The sequence below is a fragment of the Maribacter sp. UH1 genome (assembly GCF_056839145.1).
Genome location: NZ_CM166387.1, coordinates 4658456 through 4678299, shown reverse-complemented (window position 1 = coordinate 4678299; position 19844 = coordinate 4658456). Strand labels below are relative to the sequence as shown.

The following is a 19844-nucleotide window of genomic DNA, read 5'->3' as shown; positions in this document are numbered from 1 at the left end:
TATGGACGTTTTTACAATAATTTCAGTACTAGTATTTCTATCGGCAATTTTTGGCTATATAAATGCTCGTTTTCTAAAACTACCTAACAGTATTGGCTTAATGCTGATTACAATTCTGTTTACATTGGCAGTTTTTTTAATAGGTTATATTGATGACACATTAATTAATGCAGAGCGATATATTATAACACAGATTGATTTTAAAGCTGTATTGCTAGATGTTATGTTGAGTTTCCTGTTATTCGCAGGAGCACTTCATACAAATTTTGAACAATTAAAAGTACAGCGTTGGCCTATATTGGTGTTCTCTACCTTAGGTGTGTTGGTGTCTACTTTTTTAGTAGGTACAAGCATGTATTATTTATTACAATTGATAGGAATGGATATCTCTTTTATTTATTGTCTATTGTTCGGTTCCTTAATCTCACCTACAGATCCAATTGCAGTATTGGGTATATTGAAGAAGGCAGGAGCGCCAAAACAATTGGAAACTAAAATTGTAGGTGAATCTTTATTTAATGACGGGGTAGGAGTAGTTGTTTTCTTAACCATTTTTCAGCTTGCATCTGCAACTGAAGTCGCTGTTAGTCCGTTAGACATTTTAGAACTTTTTGGAGTTGAGGTCGTAGGTGGTTTAGCATTAGGTCTAGCGTTAGGTTGGGGAACATGGAAGCTTATGAAATCTATTGATGATTATGATATAGAAGTAATCATCACCTTGGCAACGGTAATGGTAGGTACATTGATAGCGCAGAAATTCCATTTGTCGGCTCCATTGGCAATGGTTGCTGCAGGTTTGGTGGTTGGTAATGACACGGTACGTAATTCAGCCATGTCAGAAACTACAGAAACTTACGTAGATAAATTTTGGGAGCTGTTAGATATTTTACTGAACACTTTACTGTTTGTTTTAATAGGGATGGAAATGCTTGTACTATCTTTTAAAACAGAATATGTAATTGCTGGGTTGTTAGCAATTCCGTTAGTATTGGTTTGTAGATACTTGTCACTATTAATTCCTATTAAATTCTTTGAGAAGAAACTAGATTTTATACCGAAAACTAATTTGGTGATGACCTGGGGCGGTTTGCGTGGAGGTATTTCCATAGCATTGGCATTAGGTTTATCTGATGAAATGCATAGAGATGCATTTCTAGTAATCACATATATAGTTGTTGTGTTCTCTATTATAGGACAAGGCTTAACAGTAGAAAAGCTTATTAAAAGAGTTGTAAAATGATACCGAAGACCTATGTTGAATTTGAAAGAAGTTTAGAACTGTCCACTGTTCCAAAAGAATGGTCAGACGGATTAAAAGCAGCTTGGTATGATGCTAAGGGAGATTGGGAAGCTTCTCATAACATAGCACAGGATATGCATAATACTTTAGGTAGTTGGTTACATGCCTATTTGCATAGAAAAGAAGGCGACCGTTTTAATGCAGGATATTGGTACAGGTTGGCAAAAAAAGAATATCCAACAATTACCTTAGACGAAGAGCTTAAGGTAATTGTGGAATATATTATTCAAAATTAAATTGAGTTTCTAATTTGTTTCTTCCAATGCTACTACGTGAGTAAACTCCGCGCTTCCTTTAGAGTCTTTAGCTTTCACTTTAAAAGCAGCATCTCCATTAAAATCTGAATTAAATTTAATGGTAGCAATAGATTTTAAAGTAGAATCAGTTGCAATTTCTTCAATATTAATAATTTCTATACTTCCAGATTCAATAGTCCATGTGATAGTTGCTACACGAGCATTAAACTCCGTAGCGAATGTAATTGTTTCATTAGGTAATGCAAAGTCTGTACCATTGAAACAAACTTTAGTGCTTGTAGTAGAAAAATCCCCTAAATCACAAGAGGTAAAACTTTTTGGGTTTAAGCTTGCCTCGTTATCATCATCACTAGAACATGAAAATTGAAAAGTAGCAATAACAATTAAGAGTAACAGGTTAATTGATTTTTTCATTGGTGGGAGTTTAAATAGGTTTGTAATAAGAAATAACAACTCTAAAATAGGAAAAATAGTACATAAAACTTTCTGTTTAACGTTAAATTTCCTGTGTATCGTTGTTTATTAAGTTTAAATTTTATTAGAAAAGTCAATGTTACATATGCTAAGCAGTGCTAATATATTCAACAATGTTTAATTTGGATAATCTTTCAAAAGTCTTCTCGAAATCACTCTTGCTGCTGAATCCGCATGCAGAAATTAGAGTATATAAATCATTCGATTCTAGAAACCCCGAATCAATTAGCTGCTTTGCTTTTTCTACTCTTATATTATTCCTGTATGTTGTAAAACTGATGCCTTTGGTCTGATAGAAAAAATAGGCCGTATGATAGGGTGGCACATGTAAAAGTTCTGCACACGCTTTTAGGTTAAAACCTGGTTTTAAAAATGCTCCTTGTTGTTCTAAAATAGTTAGTGAATTGTTCAATTCCTGATTGTCCAATCCGTATATCCGTTTTCTTGAATTAGTGTCATTTGAAATGGAGGATGATACCAGTAATTGATTTTTAGGAAATCCGTAGAGAATAGAAGGGAAGTATAAGGGGGCAATGCTTATCAGCAATAAGACAAGAAACAATATAATCTGTAAACTGTATAAGCTTGTGGTTGAAATATTTAAAGAATTGAGACCTAACATTCTTTCAATTCCAAAAAACAAAGTAATAAATGCCATTAAGGTTAATGCGGTATAAAACAAAAGCAACCATCTATTAAGGATGACCTTTAATTTATCATTTGGGTTTATTTTAAAAAACCTTCTTAACAGGGGTATAAGGGATAGTAAATATACTGATTGCCATAAATGACGTAAACTATAATGTTCATTTAAACTTAGTAGTCCATATTGTGCACTAAAACGTTTTCTAGGGAAATTAATAGCATTTTCCACAATCTGATTATAGTAGGATGCCGGTTTGGAGAAAACAATGACGATATCAATAAGGCTTATTATAAATGGAACAAAAAGTAATAGGTATTGCCATTTCCATGTAAACTTATCATCCATTACTGTTTTAAAATAAAAGTATATAGGTACAGTAATGATACTGTAAGGAAGCAAAGGCCAAAAATAAAACCATTTAAATTGGGTTAACAAACCATCGGTAATAATGTAGGTTTGAAGGTTGTAAAGGGAGAAAATAAAATAAAAGAAAGCTAAAAATTGCTGAGGTAATTTATTTACATTCTTTCTTAAAAGTAATACGGCAGTTAAAATAAATCCGAAGATTGCTATTAGGAGGAAAACAATATTCATTCAGTAACTTTTATGTAAAATACAAAAAAAGCGTACGAATTTACAATAGAAAAGGTAAGAAAAAATTTATTAGACTCTTTATTTTTAAATAATAAGCTGTGATCTTCATTCAAATTTACTGTAAACTAGATTTCTTTAGAATATTAAATAGTATTAAAACAATATAATTTCCATTTAGGTCTACTTTTTTAGATAAAAGGAAAAGTACGTTCATTAGTTGTTCTTGACCTTTGTAAAATGAAAAAAATATCAAACTTCGGAATATTTACACTACTGTTAGTAAGCAGTTTAACAATAATGGTAGGTACTGTGATTGCACCATCATTATCAGGAATTATACAACATAAAGATTTAGGTTTTTCGCCCAGTTGGTTAATTACGTTACCGTCATTAGGTGTTGTGGTTTTTGCTCCTTTAATAGGTTGGTTGTTGAATAAGATGAGTCCGCTAAAATTGCTGGCCCTTGGACTAGTTCCATATGCCGTTTTGGGGTTAATAGGTGCTTTTATAGACAATCAATACCTTTTAATTTTAGATCGTTTTCTACTAGGTGCGGCAACGGTTGCAATTCAAGTTTCGGTAACCGCATACATAGCAGCACAATATGAAGGTGAAGCGCGTATGAAAATGATTGCTTGGCAAGGAATGGCTATAGAGTTAGGTGGCGTAGTTTTTTTGGCAATAGGCGGGATTTTAGGTGAGATGTTCTGGCAATATCCCTTTTATATCTATCTCATAGCGTTAGTATGTCTTTTATTGGTTTTTAAAACCTTACCAAAAATTGAAGAATCCGTTAGGGAAGATGAAACTTTTGCTGAGGTTACCACAAGAGAAAAACTTAAAACACGAATAATTGTATCCTCGTCCTTACTAGCTATGATGCTATTTTTCATTGGTTTTGTAACCCTACCGTTATATCTGCCAACAAATTTTGGTTTTAGCGAATCTGAAACGGGATATCTTATGGCGTTCATTTCTGTTATTGCTATTGTTACGGCTAGTCAAATGCCTAGAATGGTTAAATTATTAGGAGATGGAAAGACGGTTACTTTGGGTTTTATTTTTTTTATGTTAGGCTATATCGTTCTCGCTTTGGCTACAGGTGTGCCTTTCCTAATATTGACAGCTATATGTATTGGAATAGGATTTGGGTTTACCATTCCACTTCTAAACCATATGACCATAGAAGTCAGTAATAGTCAAAACCAGGGAAAAAATTTAGGGTTGTTTTCAATGGCGGTCTTTGGCGGTCAATTCTTGTCAACCTTTATAGAATATATTTCTAAAAATTATATGGCGATCTATGGGGTGGCAGCTGCTTTAGCATTAGTAATTGCGATAGTAATGTATTATCAATTTGAAAAAGCAAGCAGCGACTAATATTGCTTGAATTCTTTATACTTTTATAGTCTACTATGAAAGCAAAAGAATTTGAATAGCTGGAAGACCAAAATAAAGATCACTGTAAATTTTGAATCGAATACAGAATTGCTATCTGGTAATTCCATGGGTATATATTTTGAATATGATTCAGATGAAACCTTGGTTGTTCATTTTAAACCATTGAACGAAGTGTTTTCAGAGAGTACTCTTTTTAGCACCCAGGGTGTATTAATCAATTTTGAACGTGATTTAATTGACGAAGATGATATAGAATATGCTTTAGATGTAATGTCTTTATTCAACAAGTTTCCGCAGTATCATATTCAAGATGCAAAAGAAGTAAATCAAATAAGTAAGATCATTGAATTACTGAAAGATGAATATTGTAGTGCTACAGTGTCATACATAATGCTGAAAACTTTGTTAAAGGTGCTATTATTACATTTAATTCGATTTCAGAACGATGAGTTATTACCTCAAGATATTCACCAGAAAAGAGTATTTCAGTTTTTGGAATTAATGGAAGTTAACTTTTTAAAAGAAACAAATTCAGATTATTATGCCAATGAATTGGGAATTAGTACAAAACGCTTAAACCAAATTTTACAAGATAAATTGAACTTGACCGCTAAACAGATTATTCAGCAGCGACAAGTTACCGAGGCAAAACGAAAGCTTATAAAAAGTGAAATTACTACAAAGGAATTGGCGTTTGAATTAGGATTTGAATCCATCAGTAGCTTTTCCCGATTTTTCAAAAAGAATGTTGGTGTTAGCCCTACCCAATTTAAGTCGGCGAACTAAAGAATTAATTGGTATTTTTTTTTGGTTTCAACTTTAAAAGTTCTTCATAAGGGTTTCCTTCTATACCTAATAACTTAGCAAAGGCAGGCTCGGTTTTTAAACCGCTAGCTTTTAGTTTTATAATTTCTTGTTTAAAGTTTTTACCCTTTTCTGTCAAAATAGCATGCTCGGTAATCATATGTAAATATGCATTTTGCTGCTTGGTAGGAGTGTTTTGAGCAAATATTTCAAATAGGAAATGGTCGGTTTTAAATTCCGCTATTGTAACTTTTTTGTTGTTTTGCTTACTTGTATAAATTTGAAAACCTTGCATCTTAGAAAAGTGATGAGTTACAACAGAAGCGAATTTATCATGGTCGCTACATTCACAAATAATATCAACATCACTTTCAGGTATATCTATTTCAATGGGAATGGTGCCGGTTACAATAGGCGAGTACAATTTAAGATGTTCTAGAATTTTGTGCTGTATAATGTCATTGTATGCGCTTACTTGGCGCTCATTTCCGATTTTTAAATAATCTATATTTTCAAAATCAATGGTCAATTATAGTCAACTATGTTAATGGTACAAAATCACGATTTACAAATACAGATGAACTATAAATATAAATCGTGATTCATAAATATTTTTTTAAATCATTTTGAAATCCAATAATAACTCTCCTTCTATGGAAGCTTGTAAGTGATCTCCTTTAAAAGTTTCACCTGCACCTATAGCTGGAGTTCCTGTGAATATCATATCACCAGGATTCAATGTCATAAATGTAGAAACAAAGCTGATGATTTCAGCAAAGTTATAAATGATATATCCAGTATTACCAACCTGTTTCTTTTCACCATTAATTACTAAGTCAAAATTAATGTTGTCTAATTCTGGAAAATCGGCAACAGGCTTAAAACCAGCAATAGGTGAGGCGCCATCAAAACCTTTTGCCAAAGCCCAAGGTCCTTTTTTCTCTCTACTAGCAGTAAGCACATCTTTTGCGGTATAATCAATACCAATACCTATTTCAGAAATGTATGAATTTGCTTTTTCTACGGTTACATTTTTAGCCGTTTTTCCTATTTTAATCACTAATTCTACTTCGTAAATCAGTTGATTGGTAATTGCAGGAAATTCCACATCCTTACTATCAGTGACTAAAGAAGAATCTGGCTTTGTAAATATGAGTTGCGTATCATTCTTTAATCCGTCTATTTCAGATTTGTCAACTACGTAATTCTTGCCTATTCCTATAATTTTCATGCTTGTGATGTTGGTGTATATTTATTTTTGGAGTGAAATTAATGATTAAATCATGTGTAGTAACCTCTTTTTATTGAAATCACAAGAATCTATATTTTTGTTTTAAGACTATTTGATATAATCAGATCATTTAATGACCCGTAACTCTTTTAATGCCGCAAGGGTAACCTCTTTTCTAGTATGTATAAAATCGTTAAGTTCTATTTTGTTATTAATAGGTTCTAAATTAGTAGCAAAGAAATAAACATGGTTCTTAACTTCTATAAAGCCAACGAACCAGCCATTATATTGGTTGTTGCTATTAGATAATCCTGTTTTACCGCTGAGCTTGTAATCAGTTGTATTCTCAATTAACATGACATCTTGCATAATATGCTTGGTTCTCTTTGATATTGGTAACTGGTCATTGCAATATCGTTTTAGAAAATCTATTTGCTGCATTTGGCTAATTCTAGAATCACCCTCTAACCAGAAATCGGTGATGTTATCAGCATTTATTTTTAGGTTTCCGTATTGTAGATTTTCAACATACTCGTTCATACGTTGAGCCCCAATTTTTGCAGCAACTTCTTGATAGCATGGTACACATGAAAATTGAAAGGCATCTCGCAGTACTAAGTCTTGCTCCCAAAAGTTTGACCATTTCTCTTCACCATCCCATTTAAAGATGGTGCTGTCACTTTCAATAACTCCCGTTTCCAACCCAATAATACTATTCGTGATTTTAAAAGTGGATGCGGGTAAGTTACCATGTGTAGCCCACTTAAAGTCATTGGAATAATAGGTGTTATTATTTAAATCGTAAATTAAAATAGATCCTTTAACATTATAAGAATCAATTATAGTTTGAAATTCAGACTTATTTATTTTAGTGGTATTAGATTTTGATTCACCCAAAATTTCAGTCTTCTTTAGGTCTTTACAAGAAACGATACAAACGATTAAAAATAGCAGTTTACATATTTTCATTTAATAATTGGATTGTATTTAAAGACGGAGTCATAAATATAAGCTTGAAGTATCTATTAATACAATTAACTAGGTAATTTAGGATAGTGTGATTAAAGCTAATTTTAGATAGTTTAATTCATTTCTTCAATAGGGGTACTCGCTTTTGAGTCTGATATTAAAATGGCATAATCTATAAAATCCGTCGTAGATTTTCCTTTGACCGCTTCGCCGTTAGATGCATCATCTTGCATTACAACTTCAATTAAATCTGGTATACCATCGGTATAAGGAGAATTGGCGGAATTCAATTTGAATAATGTCATATTAGAAATTTTAGATTTTTTCAGGTGTTCAATACCTAAGAAATACTCTTTCTCATAATCACCAATACCATAGCCGCCTTCGGTGGTAAAAGATTTATAGTTACCTTTTTCATCATACACATGGTCCCACAGTACACGACTATCTGTTAAATAGCCAATAACGGAAACAATGTTTTCTTTCTTGTACACATTGTTTTCTATAAGGCGTGTAAAGAATGATGGATTAGTACCTTCTCGCTGTTTTTCTAAATGAAAGAATCCGAACCTTGCAAAATGTACATTTTCCTTGAAATTATATAAAGAGTCTATATGCATATAATTATTAAAAATCACTTCTTCTCGGTTTATTTTAGGATTGAAGGAATACTTTAAGTCTTGTATAATATGCTTAAAAGCGAAGCTATCATCTATCAATTCTGTAAACGCTAACTTATTTGCCTCATAATATGCTACGAAATCTTTCATGACCTTTTTAGAATAACTATCATAGTAAGGTGAATAATCTGTAGTGTCTAAAGCGACCATCTGATTTAATTCTTGAATCACTGGGTGTTTAAGGCTGTTAGTCTTTAGCAACTTTAAAATGTGTTTAGAAGTGTATTTATAGGTCACCAATTGGTCAATGCCTACAACGGTCAGTTTGTCTTTTTCTGGTAATTGATCATTTAAGATTTTAAGGTCTTTCCATTTTTGGAACGTTTCAATACTGCGATCCTGCGGTACTCGCATACCATAGTTGCTTACCAAATCTTTTAATAATATAGTGTCACCGGTCTGTAGGTACGCGTTAAAGAAGTGACCTAAGCTAAAATCGGTTTCAGGTAAGTAATATTTAATAGTGCCTTCTTTCGTTAACGAAGTAAGTAAGGCATGTTCAGCGACCTCGGTTTTTATACTGCCATGGTAGGCTCCAAAACCAATGATGTTAAAATTTTGTTGAGGAAATTTGAACTCACCCTTTATTATGTCAATGCGATTAGTTTTTAGATAATCTGTTTTTGTTTGAGCGTAGTTGTATACAGATAAAAGTGTAAAGATTGCTGTAGAAATTCTTTTCATGGTTTGGTTTTCATAAGAGATAACCAATTTTAAAAATTGTTACAGCAACCCATTCAGAAAATTACTTTTTGATGTTAGCTAAAGTATTGTCAATAATTGAAATTAATAAAGGGTACCTATAACCTGAGTTTTCTTTTCAAAAAACATTTCCTTGCCGTTTTTCAATTCATTGTGCTTTTCTAAAGCATTCAACTTAATGTTATTTTTGATAGAATACTTTTCTTGTGGAATGTCAACTTGCATAATATTGAGTTTAGAATGAGTATCTAAAATAAAAATTAATCATCTTAAAATCAGATAATTAAGTTTTAAAATTGCAGTATTAGTTAAGAAATGCGAATATGATTTTTTTGGATAGGTAAAATTATGAAACTTACTTTTTAGATGTGTTTTTTTGAGGATTCTTACCATAGAGAATGATTAATGTTGATTTAATACTTCAATTCAACATCTTTTCCGATTTCAATTACAGCTTTAGCTTGTTTGTTTTTTTTACCGTTTGACAGTGCAAATACATCGATATAAATACCGTTTCCGTACCAAGAAAAACCAGATTTAGCGGAGGTATTTTTTGCATCAATAATTTCATATGGCGAACCAATATTTTTTTCAAATTCTCCAATAGTCAGGGAAGTTTGACTTAAGGCTGTTTGATAAGAGTTGTCTCCTGTGAAAGATTTTGAAATTACTATAGTTTTTAGTCTCTCAGTAGTGTCATCGAAATAGAGAATAATACTGTTGTATTTTATGTCAAATACATTATATAAATCAATTTCTGAAGGAAAATATTCAAAGCTTAAATACCCATCTGGTGCATGGTTTGTCAGCTTTAAATTATTGAATTTTTTCTTTTTAGTTCCAATTTTTATGGATTTAAATCCATTAAGCTTTAATAAATTCGTTTGTTGTCCAAAAGAATATACAGAAAGAAAAAAAGCTAAGATTAATATTGTATTTCTAGTCATGAGAAGATTTATAATTTGACATCAAAAAAACGAACATCTAGAAAGATACAATTTTCAATAAAATCTATACATAGGTGAGGGTAGAAACCCATTAACTGAAAATCTACAACACCTTTCTAAAACAAACACTATTTGCCATGTACTCGTACGGAGGGTAATTATCGATAATTGTGTAATTATTTTTTTTATAAAGTGCAATGGCTTCCGGCTGGCGTAATCCGGTTTCTAATACAGCGTATGAATAGTTTAATTCTTTTGCCCATTTTTCCAAAACAACGAGTGTTTTTGATGCAATACCTTTACCCCGAAAACTTGGTTGTACATACATACGTTTAATTTCAACGGAGTCCTTATTGAATTCCTTGAATGCACCGCATGCAACAAGGGTTTCATCAGAATAAAAAACTACACAATTTTTCAACGCATCAATACCGTTAAACTGTGCATAAAAAACATTCTCGTCTCCATCTCGTAATGCCAGATCAGCATCAAGTAAGGCAACTAATTCTTTAAAGTTTTTGTTATCGCTAGAGCAACGTTTATAGTAAAGCATAAGAGGTCTCTTTTTTAGACTTTAATTGTATAACCGTTTGCATTAACAGTGCTATTATCAAAATAGAAATCAATTCTACCCAAATTTACCCCAAAACATCCTACTTGATTTACCAATACATCTCGTTCTGCTGCGTTCGTAACAATAGTTGGTTTATCTAGAAAAGTATGTGTATGTCCACCAATAATTAAATCGGTGTATTTGGTTCTTTTGGCAAGTTTTAAATCATCTGGCTTTTGGGAATTATATTCGTATCCTAAATGAGAAAGGCAAATAACCAAATCGCATTTTTCTACTTCTTTAAGCTTGGTTTCCATATCGGTAGCCAATTCATAAGGGTCAAGAAATTCAGTCTCTTTAAAGAGTTGTTTTGTAACCAAACCGTCTAGTTTAATCCCTAATCCGTAGACACCAACTTTAATTCCGTCTTTTTCATAAATCTTGTAGGGCTCTGTTAATCCGTCTAAAACGGTATTGGAAAAGTCGTAATTGGCACTAATAAAATTAAACTTAGCGTAGGGCATTTGGGCTAAAAGTCCGTCAATACCATTATCAAAATCATGATTTCCAATTGTAGTGGCATCATAATTAAGCATGCTCATTAATTTAAATTCTAGTTCACCACCATAAAAATTGAAGTAGGGAGTACCTTGAAAAATATCGCCCGCATCAAAAAGAAAAGTATTTGGATTCTCTTTTCTTATACTGTCTACTAAACCTGCTCTGCGAGCCAAGCCTCCCAACCCAGGGAAATCTGCATGGTCGTTGGGGAAAGCATCTACATGACTGTGTACATCATTGGTATGTAAAATGGTAATATGTTTCTTTTTAGATACGTTACAAGAATTTAGTCCCAAACCACCAAGGGTTAATAGGCTAGTGGATGCGGCAGTGTTTCGTATAAATTTTCTTCTTTCCATTTTACTGTAATTGATAATATCTTAAATCTACTTTTGGGGCTAGGGTATCCACTTTAGAAAAGAAATCTATCATGGCATTACGTATTTTATAATCGGTTTCCGTTTTAGAAAGTGCTTCTTTAAAAAAGCTCATATTATCACCGCCGGTAACTAAGTAGTCTGATGTGGCTACATTATAAGTTTTGTCTTTATCTAAAGGTTTTCCGTCTATTGTAAAAGATTTGACCGAATTGTCTTTATTGAGAATAAGCTGCATACCTGCAACTGGGTGCGCTCTTTTGGACTTAATAAGGTAATCTATCATTTTTAATAAAGATGTACCTTTTAGTTCAACGACAACCACTGAGTTTTCAAACGGCATTACCTCATAAGCAGTTCTAGAGGTTACATTCCCTTTAGAGATAATCGATCTTATGCCGCCATGGTTTAAAAGCACCAAATCAATACTATTTCCGGTGCGTTTTTTAAAAATAGGATTGGTCTCACTCAGTACAATATCTGCCATTAAATTACCGGCTGTGGTATTGAATTTACCATCGGTTTTTGAAATAACATAAGGTGCATATGCCAATGTACTATCTAAAATATTTTCGACGCGATCATGATAAGGCTGAATAAATTTTTGAATACTGTCAACTGAAGTATAAGAGGTATCAATTGCTATCTGCTTGCCAGTCAGTTCAGTGAGGTGTTCAGGATTGTTTTTACAAGATACTAAATTCAACAATGTTATAAATATAACATAATGTTTTATATTTAAAATACCAAAGTGTTTTAACTTCGCCATATAGTTGCAGGGATATTATTTACATTTGTCTAAATGTAAAAATACATGTTTTTAAAAGGAATTAAGGACAAGTTTAAACGGAAATCGGGCCGTAAAATATTAAAACAACTGTTGGCAACACCAGTTGCTGTAACGCGTGAGGGTAAGGGAATACGTTCTGTAGGTTGTATTGTGGATTTAGATAAATTTGAGAAATCTGAAGTGTTTTTTCAATTTCAAGAAGAGTTGTCATTGCATCCCAATGCCGTTAAAATAATTGGATATAAGCGTTTTTATGATAAAAACTCGCCATATGCCACTCCTGTTTTTTCAGATAAAGACTTAGGATGGAACGGTGAAATTGAAAACAGTTATGCCCTTGAGTTTTTAGGACGGGAATATGACCTATTAGTGAATTATTATAATGAGGATAGCCTGTTGTTGAATTTAATGTCGGTGAAGGCAAAGGCTCGTTTAAAAGTAGGGTTTAAAGAAGTAGGACCTACTTACAATGATTTAATGTTAGATACGCCGTTAAAGGACTTTCAGATATTTAAAAAAGAATTGAAAAAGTACTTGGGCATTTTTAAAGAGATTTAATTATGAAAGATTTAAGGGGAGCAGGAGTAGCGTTAATAACGCCTTTTAAAGAAGATGGATCAGTAGATGTAGAGGCTCTTAGAAAAGTTGTAGCTTTTAATATCGAAGGCAACATAGATTACTTGGTGGTTTTAGGTACTACGGCAGAATCGGTAACCTTATCAAAAGAAGAAAAGCAATTGGTCATGCATACCGTAGAAGAAGCAAATCAAGGGGTCTTGCCTTTAGTTATAGGTATAGGTGGTAATAATACCATGGCATTGGTAGAAGAGCTAAAATCTGCAGATTTATCTGCGTATGATGCCATTTTATCTGTCTCACCCTATTACAACAGACCTACGCAAGAAGGTATTTATCAACATTTCGCAGCACTTTCGCAAGCATCGCCCTTACCTATTATTTTATATAATGTACCAGGTCGTACCGGTAGTAATATGTTACCAGAGACAGTAGTACGCTTGGCAAAGAAATTTGACAATATCGTTGCGGTTAAAGAAGCTTGCGGAGATATGACTCAAGTTCAGGAACTCATATCAAAAAGACCAGAAGGTTTCTTAGTACTTTCTGGAGATGATATTTCGGCATTGCCAACAATAGTTGCCGGTGGTGACGGGGTAATTTCAGTTATTGGTCAAGGTTTACCAGAAGAATTTTCAAAAATGGTTCATGAAGGATTAGATGGTAATACAGAAGTAGCCTATAGCTACCACTACAAAATGCAAGATGGTATGAAGTTGATTTTCGAAGAAGGAAACCCAGCAGGTATCAAAGTTATTTTTGAATATTTAGGCTTGGCAAAACCCTTTGTAAGGTTACCATTAATTAAGGCAAGTGATGCTTTAAAGCATAGAATTGTTTCATTTATGGAATCTATGATACGCATACCAGCATAAATATTCGTTAAATCTTCACTTAGTAGGACATTCTTGTGGTGTAAAGCCTGTACTTTTATTGGTTTAAAATGTTTTTTAAATCCATTGATAATCACTAATTTTGCAAAATGTTTTTTAAAATGAGGAGAGTTTTTCCATTACTATTGATTGCCATTGCTTTACAATCTTGTAGCGAGTACCAAAAAATACTTAAGAACGATGATGTAAAAGCGAAATACGATATGGCCGAAACTTTCTACGAAGAAGGTGACTATAGAAGGGCTAACAGATTACTTGAGCAAATTGCGCCCAAGTATGTAGGTAAGCCTCAAGGTGAGCGTGTTATGTTCTTTTTATCTAAAAGTTATTTTATGCGTGGAGATTACAACATGGCAGGCTACCAGTTTGAGCGTTTTGTAAAATCATATCCTAAAAGTGACAAAATGGTAGAAGCTAGTTTTTTAGGGGCTAAAAGTTTCTATGAGTTATCTCCAGATTATTCTTTAGATCAGACCGATACGGATAAGGCTTTATTGAAATTACAGAATTTCATTAATACATATTCTGAATCTGAGTATTATGCAGAAGCAAATGCTATGGCGCAAGAGCTTACAACAAAGAAAGAGGAAAAAGCTTTTGAGATATTAAAGCAGTATAACAAATTGGGCGAGTTCAATTATGATATGCTTAAATCTGCAGTAGCGGCTAGTGACAACTTTGTGTCAGATAATCCTGGTTCTCCGTTTAGGGAAGAGGCAATGTTTGTAAAGGTTGAAGCGTTAACACATATGGCTGTAAATAGCTTTGAGCAGTTAAAGGAAGAGCGTTTAAAAAATGCAAAGGCGGCACATGCTGCAATGAAAAAGCAGTTTCCAGAATCTAAATTCGATAAGGAAGCTACGGATTTAATTGAAAAAATTGATAAAGAATTACAACGTATGCAAGCGCAGACCGTTGAATCAAAATAAATAATTTAATTATGAATATGAACGATTTAAAAAACTCAAAGGCATCGGTATCTACGGTAACTATTAACCGTAATGAGTTTGATGAGCCAACTGAAAATATCTACGAGGCTATTTCAATTGCTGCAAAACGTGCTGTTCAGATCAATTCTGAAATTAAAAAAGAGCTTTTAGAGAAATTGGAAGAGTTTGCTACTTATAGTGATAGCTTAGAAGAAGTTTTTGAAAACAAAGAGCAAATCGAAGTTTCTAAGTTTTACGAAAAATTACCTAAGCCACACGCAATGGCAGTAGAAGAGTGGTTGATGGATAAAATCTACCATAGAAACACAGAAAAAGACGCTTAAGAAATATGTTGAACGGCAAAAATGTTCTTTTAGGAATTACCGGAGGAATTGCTGCTTATAAAACAACATTCTTAGTTCGTTTATTTATAAAAGCTGGCGCTAACGTTAAGGTCATACTTACCGATAGCGCCAGCTCTTTTGTTACCCCGCTCACCCTAGCTACTTTGGCTAAAAATCCCGTAGTCCTTGATTTTGTTAAGACAGAAGACAATACTGTCGACTGGAATCATCACGTAGAAATGGGGCTTTGGGCAGACTTGATGTTGATTGCGCCAGCTACGGCAAATACCATGTCTAAAATGGCAACAGGTAATTGCGACAATATTTTAATGGCTACCTATTTATCGGCTAAATGTCCGGTTTTTGTTGCTCCGGCTATGGATTTGGATATGTATAAGCATCCAAGCACAAAAAGTTCTTTAGATGCTCTTGCTTCATTTGGTAACATGGTCATACCTGCAGCAAGTGGAGAACTTGCCAGTGGTTTACATGGAGAAGGTAGAATGGCCGAGCCTGAAGAAATCATAAGCTTTATAAAGAAGCGACTATCGGAAGGATTGCCATTGTCAGGTAAAAAAGTGTTGATTACTGCAGGTCCAACCTACGAAGCTATTGATCCTGTACGTTTTATAGGAAATCATTCTTCTGGATTAATGGGGTTTGAGCTCGCTAAAACAGCTGCAAACCTTGGTGCCGAAGTGTATTTGGTTACCGGACCAACAAACTTATCTGTTACTCATGATCTTATTCACGTAGTCAATGTGGTATCCGCTGAGGATATGTATCATAGTGCTCAAATGCATTATGAGACATCTGATATTGTTATTTGTGCAGCAGCGGTTGCAGATTATAGACCTAAAACCATTGCAGAACAGAAAATTAAAAAATCCGAAGAAAACTTTACTATTGAATTGATAAAGAATAAAGATATTTTAAAAACCTTCGGTGATCATAAAAAGCATCAGTTCTTGGTCGGTTTCGCTCTAGAAACTGAAAACGAAATTGAAAATGCAAAAGGTAAACTAAAGCGTAAAAACCTAGATGCCATCGTGTTGAATTCTATGCGAGATAAAGGCGCTGGTTTTGGCGGCGTTACCAATAAAATTTCATTTATAGATACCAATTCTAACATTACTGCGTTTGAACTAAAGACCAAGGCAGAAGTTGCCGTGGATATCTTCAATGAAATTATTAAAAGACGATATGCGTAAGGCAGTATTTCTATTACTTTTCACTTTTATAGGATTAATTGTAAATGCTCAAGAATTAACTTGTGCGGTTACGGTCAATTCTGATCAGCTTACTCAAGGAGACCAGCAGGTTTTTAAAACTTTAGAGCGTTCGCTGAATGATTTTGTCAATAAGACCAAATGGACAAATAGAGTGTATAAAGAGAATGAAAGGGTAAATGCGCAAATGTTCATTACTATCACCTCTTACGAATCAAATAGCTTTAGTGGTAATATTCAAATTCAGTCTTCAAGACCTGTTTATAATACTTCGTATTCTACACCAGTTTTTAATTACAAGGACAATGCTTTCAATTTTCAATATATAGAATTTCAGCCGATGATTTTCAATGAGAATCAGTTCGAGTCTAATTTGGTTAGTGTCATGGCGTATTATGTATATGTAATATTAGGGTTGGATGCAGATACGTTTTCTTTAGAAGGCGGAACTGAGTTTTATAGAAAGGCACAGAATATTGTTACACAGGCACAAGGTAGTAACTCTGCGGGATGGAGCCAGTCAGCCGATTCTAACAGAAGTAGATTTGAATTAATTGATAATCTTTTGTCGAATACCTATAGAGAGTACCGTATTGCTATGTATAACTACCACAGAAAAGGGTTAGATATATTGCCTGATAACAACAGCACGGGTAAGCAAGTAATCGCAGGTACAATGAATCTTTTTCAGACTATGATCAATAGAAGGCCCAATGCCTTTTTGATTTCAACTTTTTTTGATGCAAAATCAGAAGAGATAAAGAATATTTTCTCTGACGGACCAAAAGTTGATATCGTAAAGCTGAAAGAAACCTTAAATAAAATAGCTCCTTTATACGCTACAACTTGGAACGATATTAAATATTGAACCATTTTACAAAACGGAATTATAGATTACCTTTGTGAATCTAAAATTCTAACGTGTGCTTTCAACCCTTTCCATTTCTAATTACGCATTAATTGATCGTCTAGAAGTAGACTTCAATAGAGGTTTCACGGTTATTACTGGTGAAACTGGCGCTGGTAAATCTATTTTACTTGGCGGACTTTCTTTGGTGTTAGGTAAACGTGCAGATTTAAGTTCTTTACGGGTTAAAGATCAGAAATGTATTATTGAGGGTACTTTTAAGATAGACACGTACGGACTCCAGAGCTTCTTTGAAGAAAATGATTTGGACTATGATGATAGTACGGTCATTAGGCGTGAGATTTTACCAAGTGGTAAGTCTAGGGCATTTGTAAACGATACACCGGTTACGTTAGGGGTCTTATCTACATTGGGTGAAAACCTAATAGATATTCATTCTCAGCATCAGACTATGCAACTAACTGAAAATGACTTTCAGTTAAAATTAGTAGATGCGCTGGCAAACAATCAAAAAAGATTAACGGCATATAGAAAAGATTTAAAAACTTATCGTAAAGCGCAGAAGGAATTAGAGAAACTTATTGAACTTCAAAGCACAGCGAACAAAGAACAAGATTACAACACGTTTTTGCTGGAAGAGTTAGAAAAAACACCGTTAAAAGTAGGGGTTATTGAAGAGCTGGAAGAAGAATATGAACAGCTGAACAATGTGGAGTTGATTATGGAGCAGTTATCTAAAGGAGACCAATTGTTCAATGATGAGCAAATAGGGGTTTTACCTTTAGTAACAGAAATGCGCCAATCACTTTCAAAACTGATAGATTTTGGATCTAGCTACAAAGATTTGTTTGAGCGTGTAAAATCCGTAATGATAGAACTAGATGATGTGAGTTCAGAATTGCAGCGTCTTCAAGAAGGGGTGGAGGCGAACCCTGATCAGCTAGAACAGGTGAATAATAAATTACAGCTGCTGTATAATTTACAGAAAAAGCATAATGTCAGCGATATAGCTGAGTTGATTAGCATTAAGAACGACCTTGCTGATAAAGTTTTTGAAACTGCCAATTTAGATGATAAAATTGCAGCTAGAACAAAGGAAATAGAAGAGATGGAAGCTGTCTTGGAATCAAAGGCTGTTCTGTTACGAGAAAAAAGAAACTCGGTAATTCCACAACTTAAGAAAAAATTGGAGTCCGATTTGGGGCTGTTAGGTATGCCAAGTGCATCGTTCGAAATAAAATTAAGCGCTGCGGAGGCGTTTGCAGTTACCGGTAAAGATGAGCTTTCATTTTTATTTACCGCCAATAGAGGTGGTAGTTATGGCGAATTAAAGAAAGTAGCATCTGGTGGGGAATTGTCTAGAATAATGTTGGTGATCAAATCCATACTTGCCAAGTATGAAAAGTTACCGACTATTATGTTCGATGAAATAGATACTGGTGTGTCAGGGGAAATATCTGACCGCATGGCAGATATTATGAAAGATATGAGTGCGGATCTACAAGTATTTTCTATTACGCATTTACCACAAGTAGCATCAAAAGGAAACAACCATTTCAAAGTCTTTAAAACCGAAGGTAAAGAGCGTACGATGACCAATTTAAAGCAATTGACCAATGATGAAAGAGTGGTAGAGTTGGCTCATATGCTAAGCGGTAAAGATCTTTCTGATTCTGCATTGGCACATGCAAAAGAACTTTTAAGTGCATCTTCAAGTATATAAAACATTACATTTTTGAAAAATGTGATTGGTCTTGTACCGATTGAGATTTTACGCGACTACATTAAGACTGTTGTTTTAGGGTTTTTAAGTAGTACTTCAATTCTCTATTAACATATTTTGGATATCTTTGAATTTTAAATCTAACTATAGAATCAACCATCATGGGATATAACTTATTAAAAGGTAAAAGGGGAATTATTTTTGGAGCATTAGACGAAAATTCTATTGCGTGGAAAACAGCACAAACGGTACACGCAGAAGGCGGTACTTTTGTTTTGACAAACGCCCCAATTGCTATGAGAATGGGTCAGATAGACCAATTGGCAAAAGAAACAGGATCGGAAATTATACCTGCAGATGCTACAAGTGTTGAAGACTTGGATAATTTAGTTGCAAAGGCAGTTGAAATTTTAGGAGGAAAAATCGATTTCGTATTACATTCAATAGGTATGTCTGTTAATGTACGTAAAGGTCGTGCTTATACAGATGAAAAATATGATTTTACGGCTAAAGGATGGGATGTTTCTGCGCTTTCTTTTCATAAGGTATTACAATCACTTTATAAAGCGGATGCTATGAACGAGTGGGGTAGTGTAGTTGCTTTGACTTACATGGCCGCGCAAAGAACATTTCCGGATTATAACGATATGGCAGATAACAAAGCGTATTTAGAATCTGTTGCCCGTAGCTTTGGCTATTTCTTTGGTAAAGAGAAAAACGTACGTGTAAACACTATTTCTCAATCACCTACTGCAACAACTGCAGGACAAGGAGTAAAAGGTTTTGACGGCTTTATCAGCTATGCGGAAAAAATGTCTCCGTTAGGTAATGCTTCAGCTCAAGACTGTGCTGATTATACTATTACCTTATTCTCTGATCTTACCAGAAAGGTAACCATGCAGAACTTGTTTCATGACGGCGGTTTCTCTAATACAGGAGTTAGTCAAGAAGTTATAGAGAAGTTTTAATCAAGATTTTAATATTCCAATTTCATTG

Annotated in this window: 23 protein-coding genes; 12 read left to right on the top strand and 11 right to left on the bottom strand. The window is 33.8% G+C overall.

Annotated elements, in window-relative coordinates; genetic code table 11:
• The first annotated feature begins 1 nt into the window (after position 1).
• Positions 2 to 1240 carry a cation:proton antiporter gene (locus UH1x_RS20465; RefSeq protein WP_482624088.1) on the top strand — a complete coding sequence of 413 codons (1239 nt, stop codon included), beginning with the start codon at positions 2 to 4 and terminating at the stop codon, positions 1238 to 1240.
• Positions 1237 to 1536 (top strand): hypothetical protein, encoded by a 300-nt coding sequence (locus tag UH1x_RS20460; protein WP_405414337.1) that lies wholly within the window; start codon positions 1237 to 1239, stop codon positions 1534 to 1536. The genes UH1x_RS20465 and UH1x_RS20460 overlap by 4 nt, the downstream gene beginning before the upstream one ends.
• A 9-nt stretch (positions 1537 to 1545) precedes the next feature.
• On the opposite strand, the gene UH1x_RS20455 is transcribed toward UH1x_RS20460, so the two are convergent.
• Together UH1x_RS20455 and UH1x_RS20450 are read right to left on the bottom strand one after the other, a co-directional pair.
• Complete coding sequence (locus tag UH1x_RS20455; RefSeq protein WP_482624085.1) at positions 1546 to 1971, bottom strand: hypothetical protein; 426 nt, start codon at positions 1969 to 1971, stop codon at positions 1546 to 1548.
• Between the two features lie 148 nt (positions 1972 to 2119).
• Positions 2120 to 3271: a helix-turn-helix domain-containing protein gene (locus UH1x_RS20450; RefSeq protein WP_482624084.1), complete on the bottom strand. Its 1152-nt coding sequence runs from the start codon at positions 3269 to 3271 to the stop codon at positions 2120 to 2122.
• Between the two features lie 237 nt (positions 3272 to 3508).
• Here UH1x_RS20450 and UH1x_RS20445 point away from each other — a divergent pair, with 237 nt between their 5' ends.
• Both UH1x_RS20445 and UH1x_RS20440 read left to right on the top strand, forming a co-directional pair.
• Positions 3509 to 4651, top strand: a complete 1143-nt coding sequence (locus tag UH1x_RS20445; RefSeq protein WP_482624082.1) for an MFS transporter — start codon at positions 3509 to 3511, stop codon at positions 4649 to 4651.
• Positions 4652 to 4702: 51 nt separating this feature from the next.
• Complete coding sequence (locus UH1x_RS20440; protein WP_482624080.1) at positions 4703 to 5458, top strand: helix-turn-helix domain-containing protein; 756 nt, start codon at positions 4703 to 4705, stop codon at positions 5456 to 5458.
• A 4-nt stretch (positions 5459 to 5462) separates the two neighbouring features.
• On the opposite strand, the gene UH1x_RS20435 is transcribed toward UH1x_RS20440, so the two are convergent.
• From UH1x_RS20435 to UH1x_RS20395, 9 genes are all read right to left on the bottom strand, one after another.
• Positions 5463 to 6005, bottom strand: a complete 543-nt coding sequence (locus UH1x_RS20435; RefSeq protein ID WP_482624078.1) for a DUF4269 domain-containing protein — start codon at positions 6003 to 6005, stop codon at positions 5463 to 5465.
• 87 nt (positions 6006 to 6092) lie between these two features.
• Positions 6093 to 6707, bottom strand: a complete 615-nt coding sequence (locus UH1x_RS20430; protein ID WP_482624076.1) for a fumarylacetoacetate hydrolase family protein — start codon at positions 6705 to 6707, stop codon at positions 6093 to 6095.
• 126 nt (positions 6708 to 6833) lie between these two features.
• On the bottom strand, positions 6834 to 7676 hold the full coding sequence (gene blaOXA / locus UH1x_RS20425; protein ID WP_482624074.1) for a class D beta-lactamase: 843 nt from the start codon (positions 7674 to 7676) through the stop codon (positions 6834 to 6836).
• Between the two features lie 113 nt (positions 7677 to 7789).
• Positions 7790 to 9040, bottom strand: a complete 1251-nt coding sequence (locus UH1x_RS20420) for a hypothetical protein (RefSeq protein ID WP_482624072.1) — start codon at positions 9038 to 9040, stop codon at positions 7790 to 7792.
• 102 nt (positions 9041 to 9142) lie between these two features.
• Positions 9143 to 9283: a hypothetical protein gene (locus tag UH1x_RS20415; RefSeq protein WP_157486546.1), complete on the bottom strand. Its 141-nt coding sequence runs from the start codon at positions 9281 to 9283 to the stop codon at positions 9143 to 9145.
• Between the two features lie 188 nt (positions 9284 to 9471).
• The gene (locus UH1x_RS20410) at positions 9472 to 10005 is read right to left on the bottom strand and encodes a hypothetical protein (RefSeq protein ID WP_482624070.1); all 534 of its coding nucleotides are present in this window, start codon (positions 10003 to 10005) and stop codon (positions 9472 to 9474) included.
• A gap of 103 nt (positions 10006 to 10108) precedes the next feature.
• A complete protein-coding gene (locus tag UH1x_RS20405) occupies positions 10109 to 10558 on the bottom strand; it encodes a GNAT family N-acetyltransferase (protein WP_482624052.1) in 450 nt (149 codons plus the stop codon).
• Positions 10559 to 10572: 14 nt separating this feature from the next.
• Positions 10573 to 11478: a bifunctional metallophosphatase/5'-nucleotidase gene (locus UH1x_RS20400; protein ID WP_482624050.1), complete on the bottom strand. Its 906-nt coding sequence runs from the start codon at positions 11476 to 11478 to the stop codon at positions 10573 to 10575.
• Position 11479: 1 nt separating this feature from the next.
• Complete coding sequence (locus UH1x_RS20395; RefSeq protein WP_482624048.1) at positions 11480 to 12265, bottom strand: 5'-nucleotidase C-terminal domain-containing protein; 786 nt, start codon at positions 12263 to 12265, stop codon at positions 11480 to 11482.
• Positions 12266 to 12310: 45 nt separating this feature from the next.
• On the opposite strand from UH1x_RS20395, the gene UH1x_RS20390 reads away from it, so the two are divergent.
• From UH1x_RS20390 to UH1x_RS20355, 8 genes are all read left to right on the top strand, one after another.
• Complete coding sequence (locus tag UH1x_RS20390; protein WP_036154895.1) at positions 12311 to 12844, top strand: DUF6913 domain-containing protein; 534 nt, start codon at positions 12311 to 12313, stop codon at positions 12842 to 12844.
• 2 nt (positions 12845 to 12846) lie between these two features.
• Positions 12847 to 13737 carry a 4-hydroxy-tetrahydrodipicolinate synthase gene (dapA, locus tag UH1x_RS20385; RefSeq protein ID WP_482624046.1) on the top strand — a complete coding sequence of 297 codons (891 nt, stop codon included), beginning with the start codon at positions 12847 to 12849 and terminating at the stop codon, positions 13735 to 13737.
• Positions 13738 to 13856: 119 nt separating this feature from the next.
• Entirely contained in the window at positions 13857 to 14684 is an 828-nt protein-coding gene (locus tag UH1x_RS20380; protein WP_482624044.1) for an outer membrane protein assembly factor BamD, read from the top strand.
• A 17-nt stretch (positions 14685 to 14701) separates the two neighbouring features.
• A complete protein-coding gene (locus tag UH1x_RS20375) occupies positions 14702 to 15028 on the top strand; it encodes a DNA-directed RNA polymerase subunit omega (protein WP_036158283.1) in 327 nt (108 codons plus the stop codon).
• 5 nt (positions 15029 to 15033) lie between these two features.
• Positions 15034 to 16239, top strand: a complete 1206-nt coding sequence (coaBC, locus tag UH1x_RS20370) for a bifunctional phosphopantothenoylcysteine decarboxylase/phosphopantothenate--cysteine ligase CoaBC (RefSeq protein ID WP_482624042.1) — start codon at positions 15034 to 15036, stop codon at positions 16237 to 16239.
• The gene (porD, locus tag UH1x_RS20365; RefSeq protein WP_482624040.1) at positions 16232 to 17125 is read left to right on the top strand and encodes a type IX secretion system protein PorD; all 894 of its coding nucleotides are present in this window, start codon (positions 16232 to 16234) and stop codon (positions 17123 to 17125) included. Before coaBC ends, porD begins: the two co-directional genes overlap by 8 nt.
• Before the next feature lie 55 nt (positions 17126 to 17180).
• Positions 17181 to 18848, top strand: a complete 1668-nt coding sequence (gene recN, locus UH1x_RS20360) for a DNA repair protein RecN (protein ID WP_482624038.1) — start codon at positions 17181 to 17183, stop codon at positions 18846 to 18848.
• Positions 18849 to 19009: 161 nt separating this feature from the next.
• On the top strand, positions 19010 to 19816 hold the full coding sequence (locus tag UH1x_RS20355) for an enoyl-ACP reductase FabI (RefSeq protein WP_133672896.1): 807 nt from the start codon (positions 19010 to 19012) through the stop codon (positions 19814 to 19816).
• Positions 19817 to 19844: the final 28 nt, after the last annotated feature.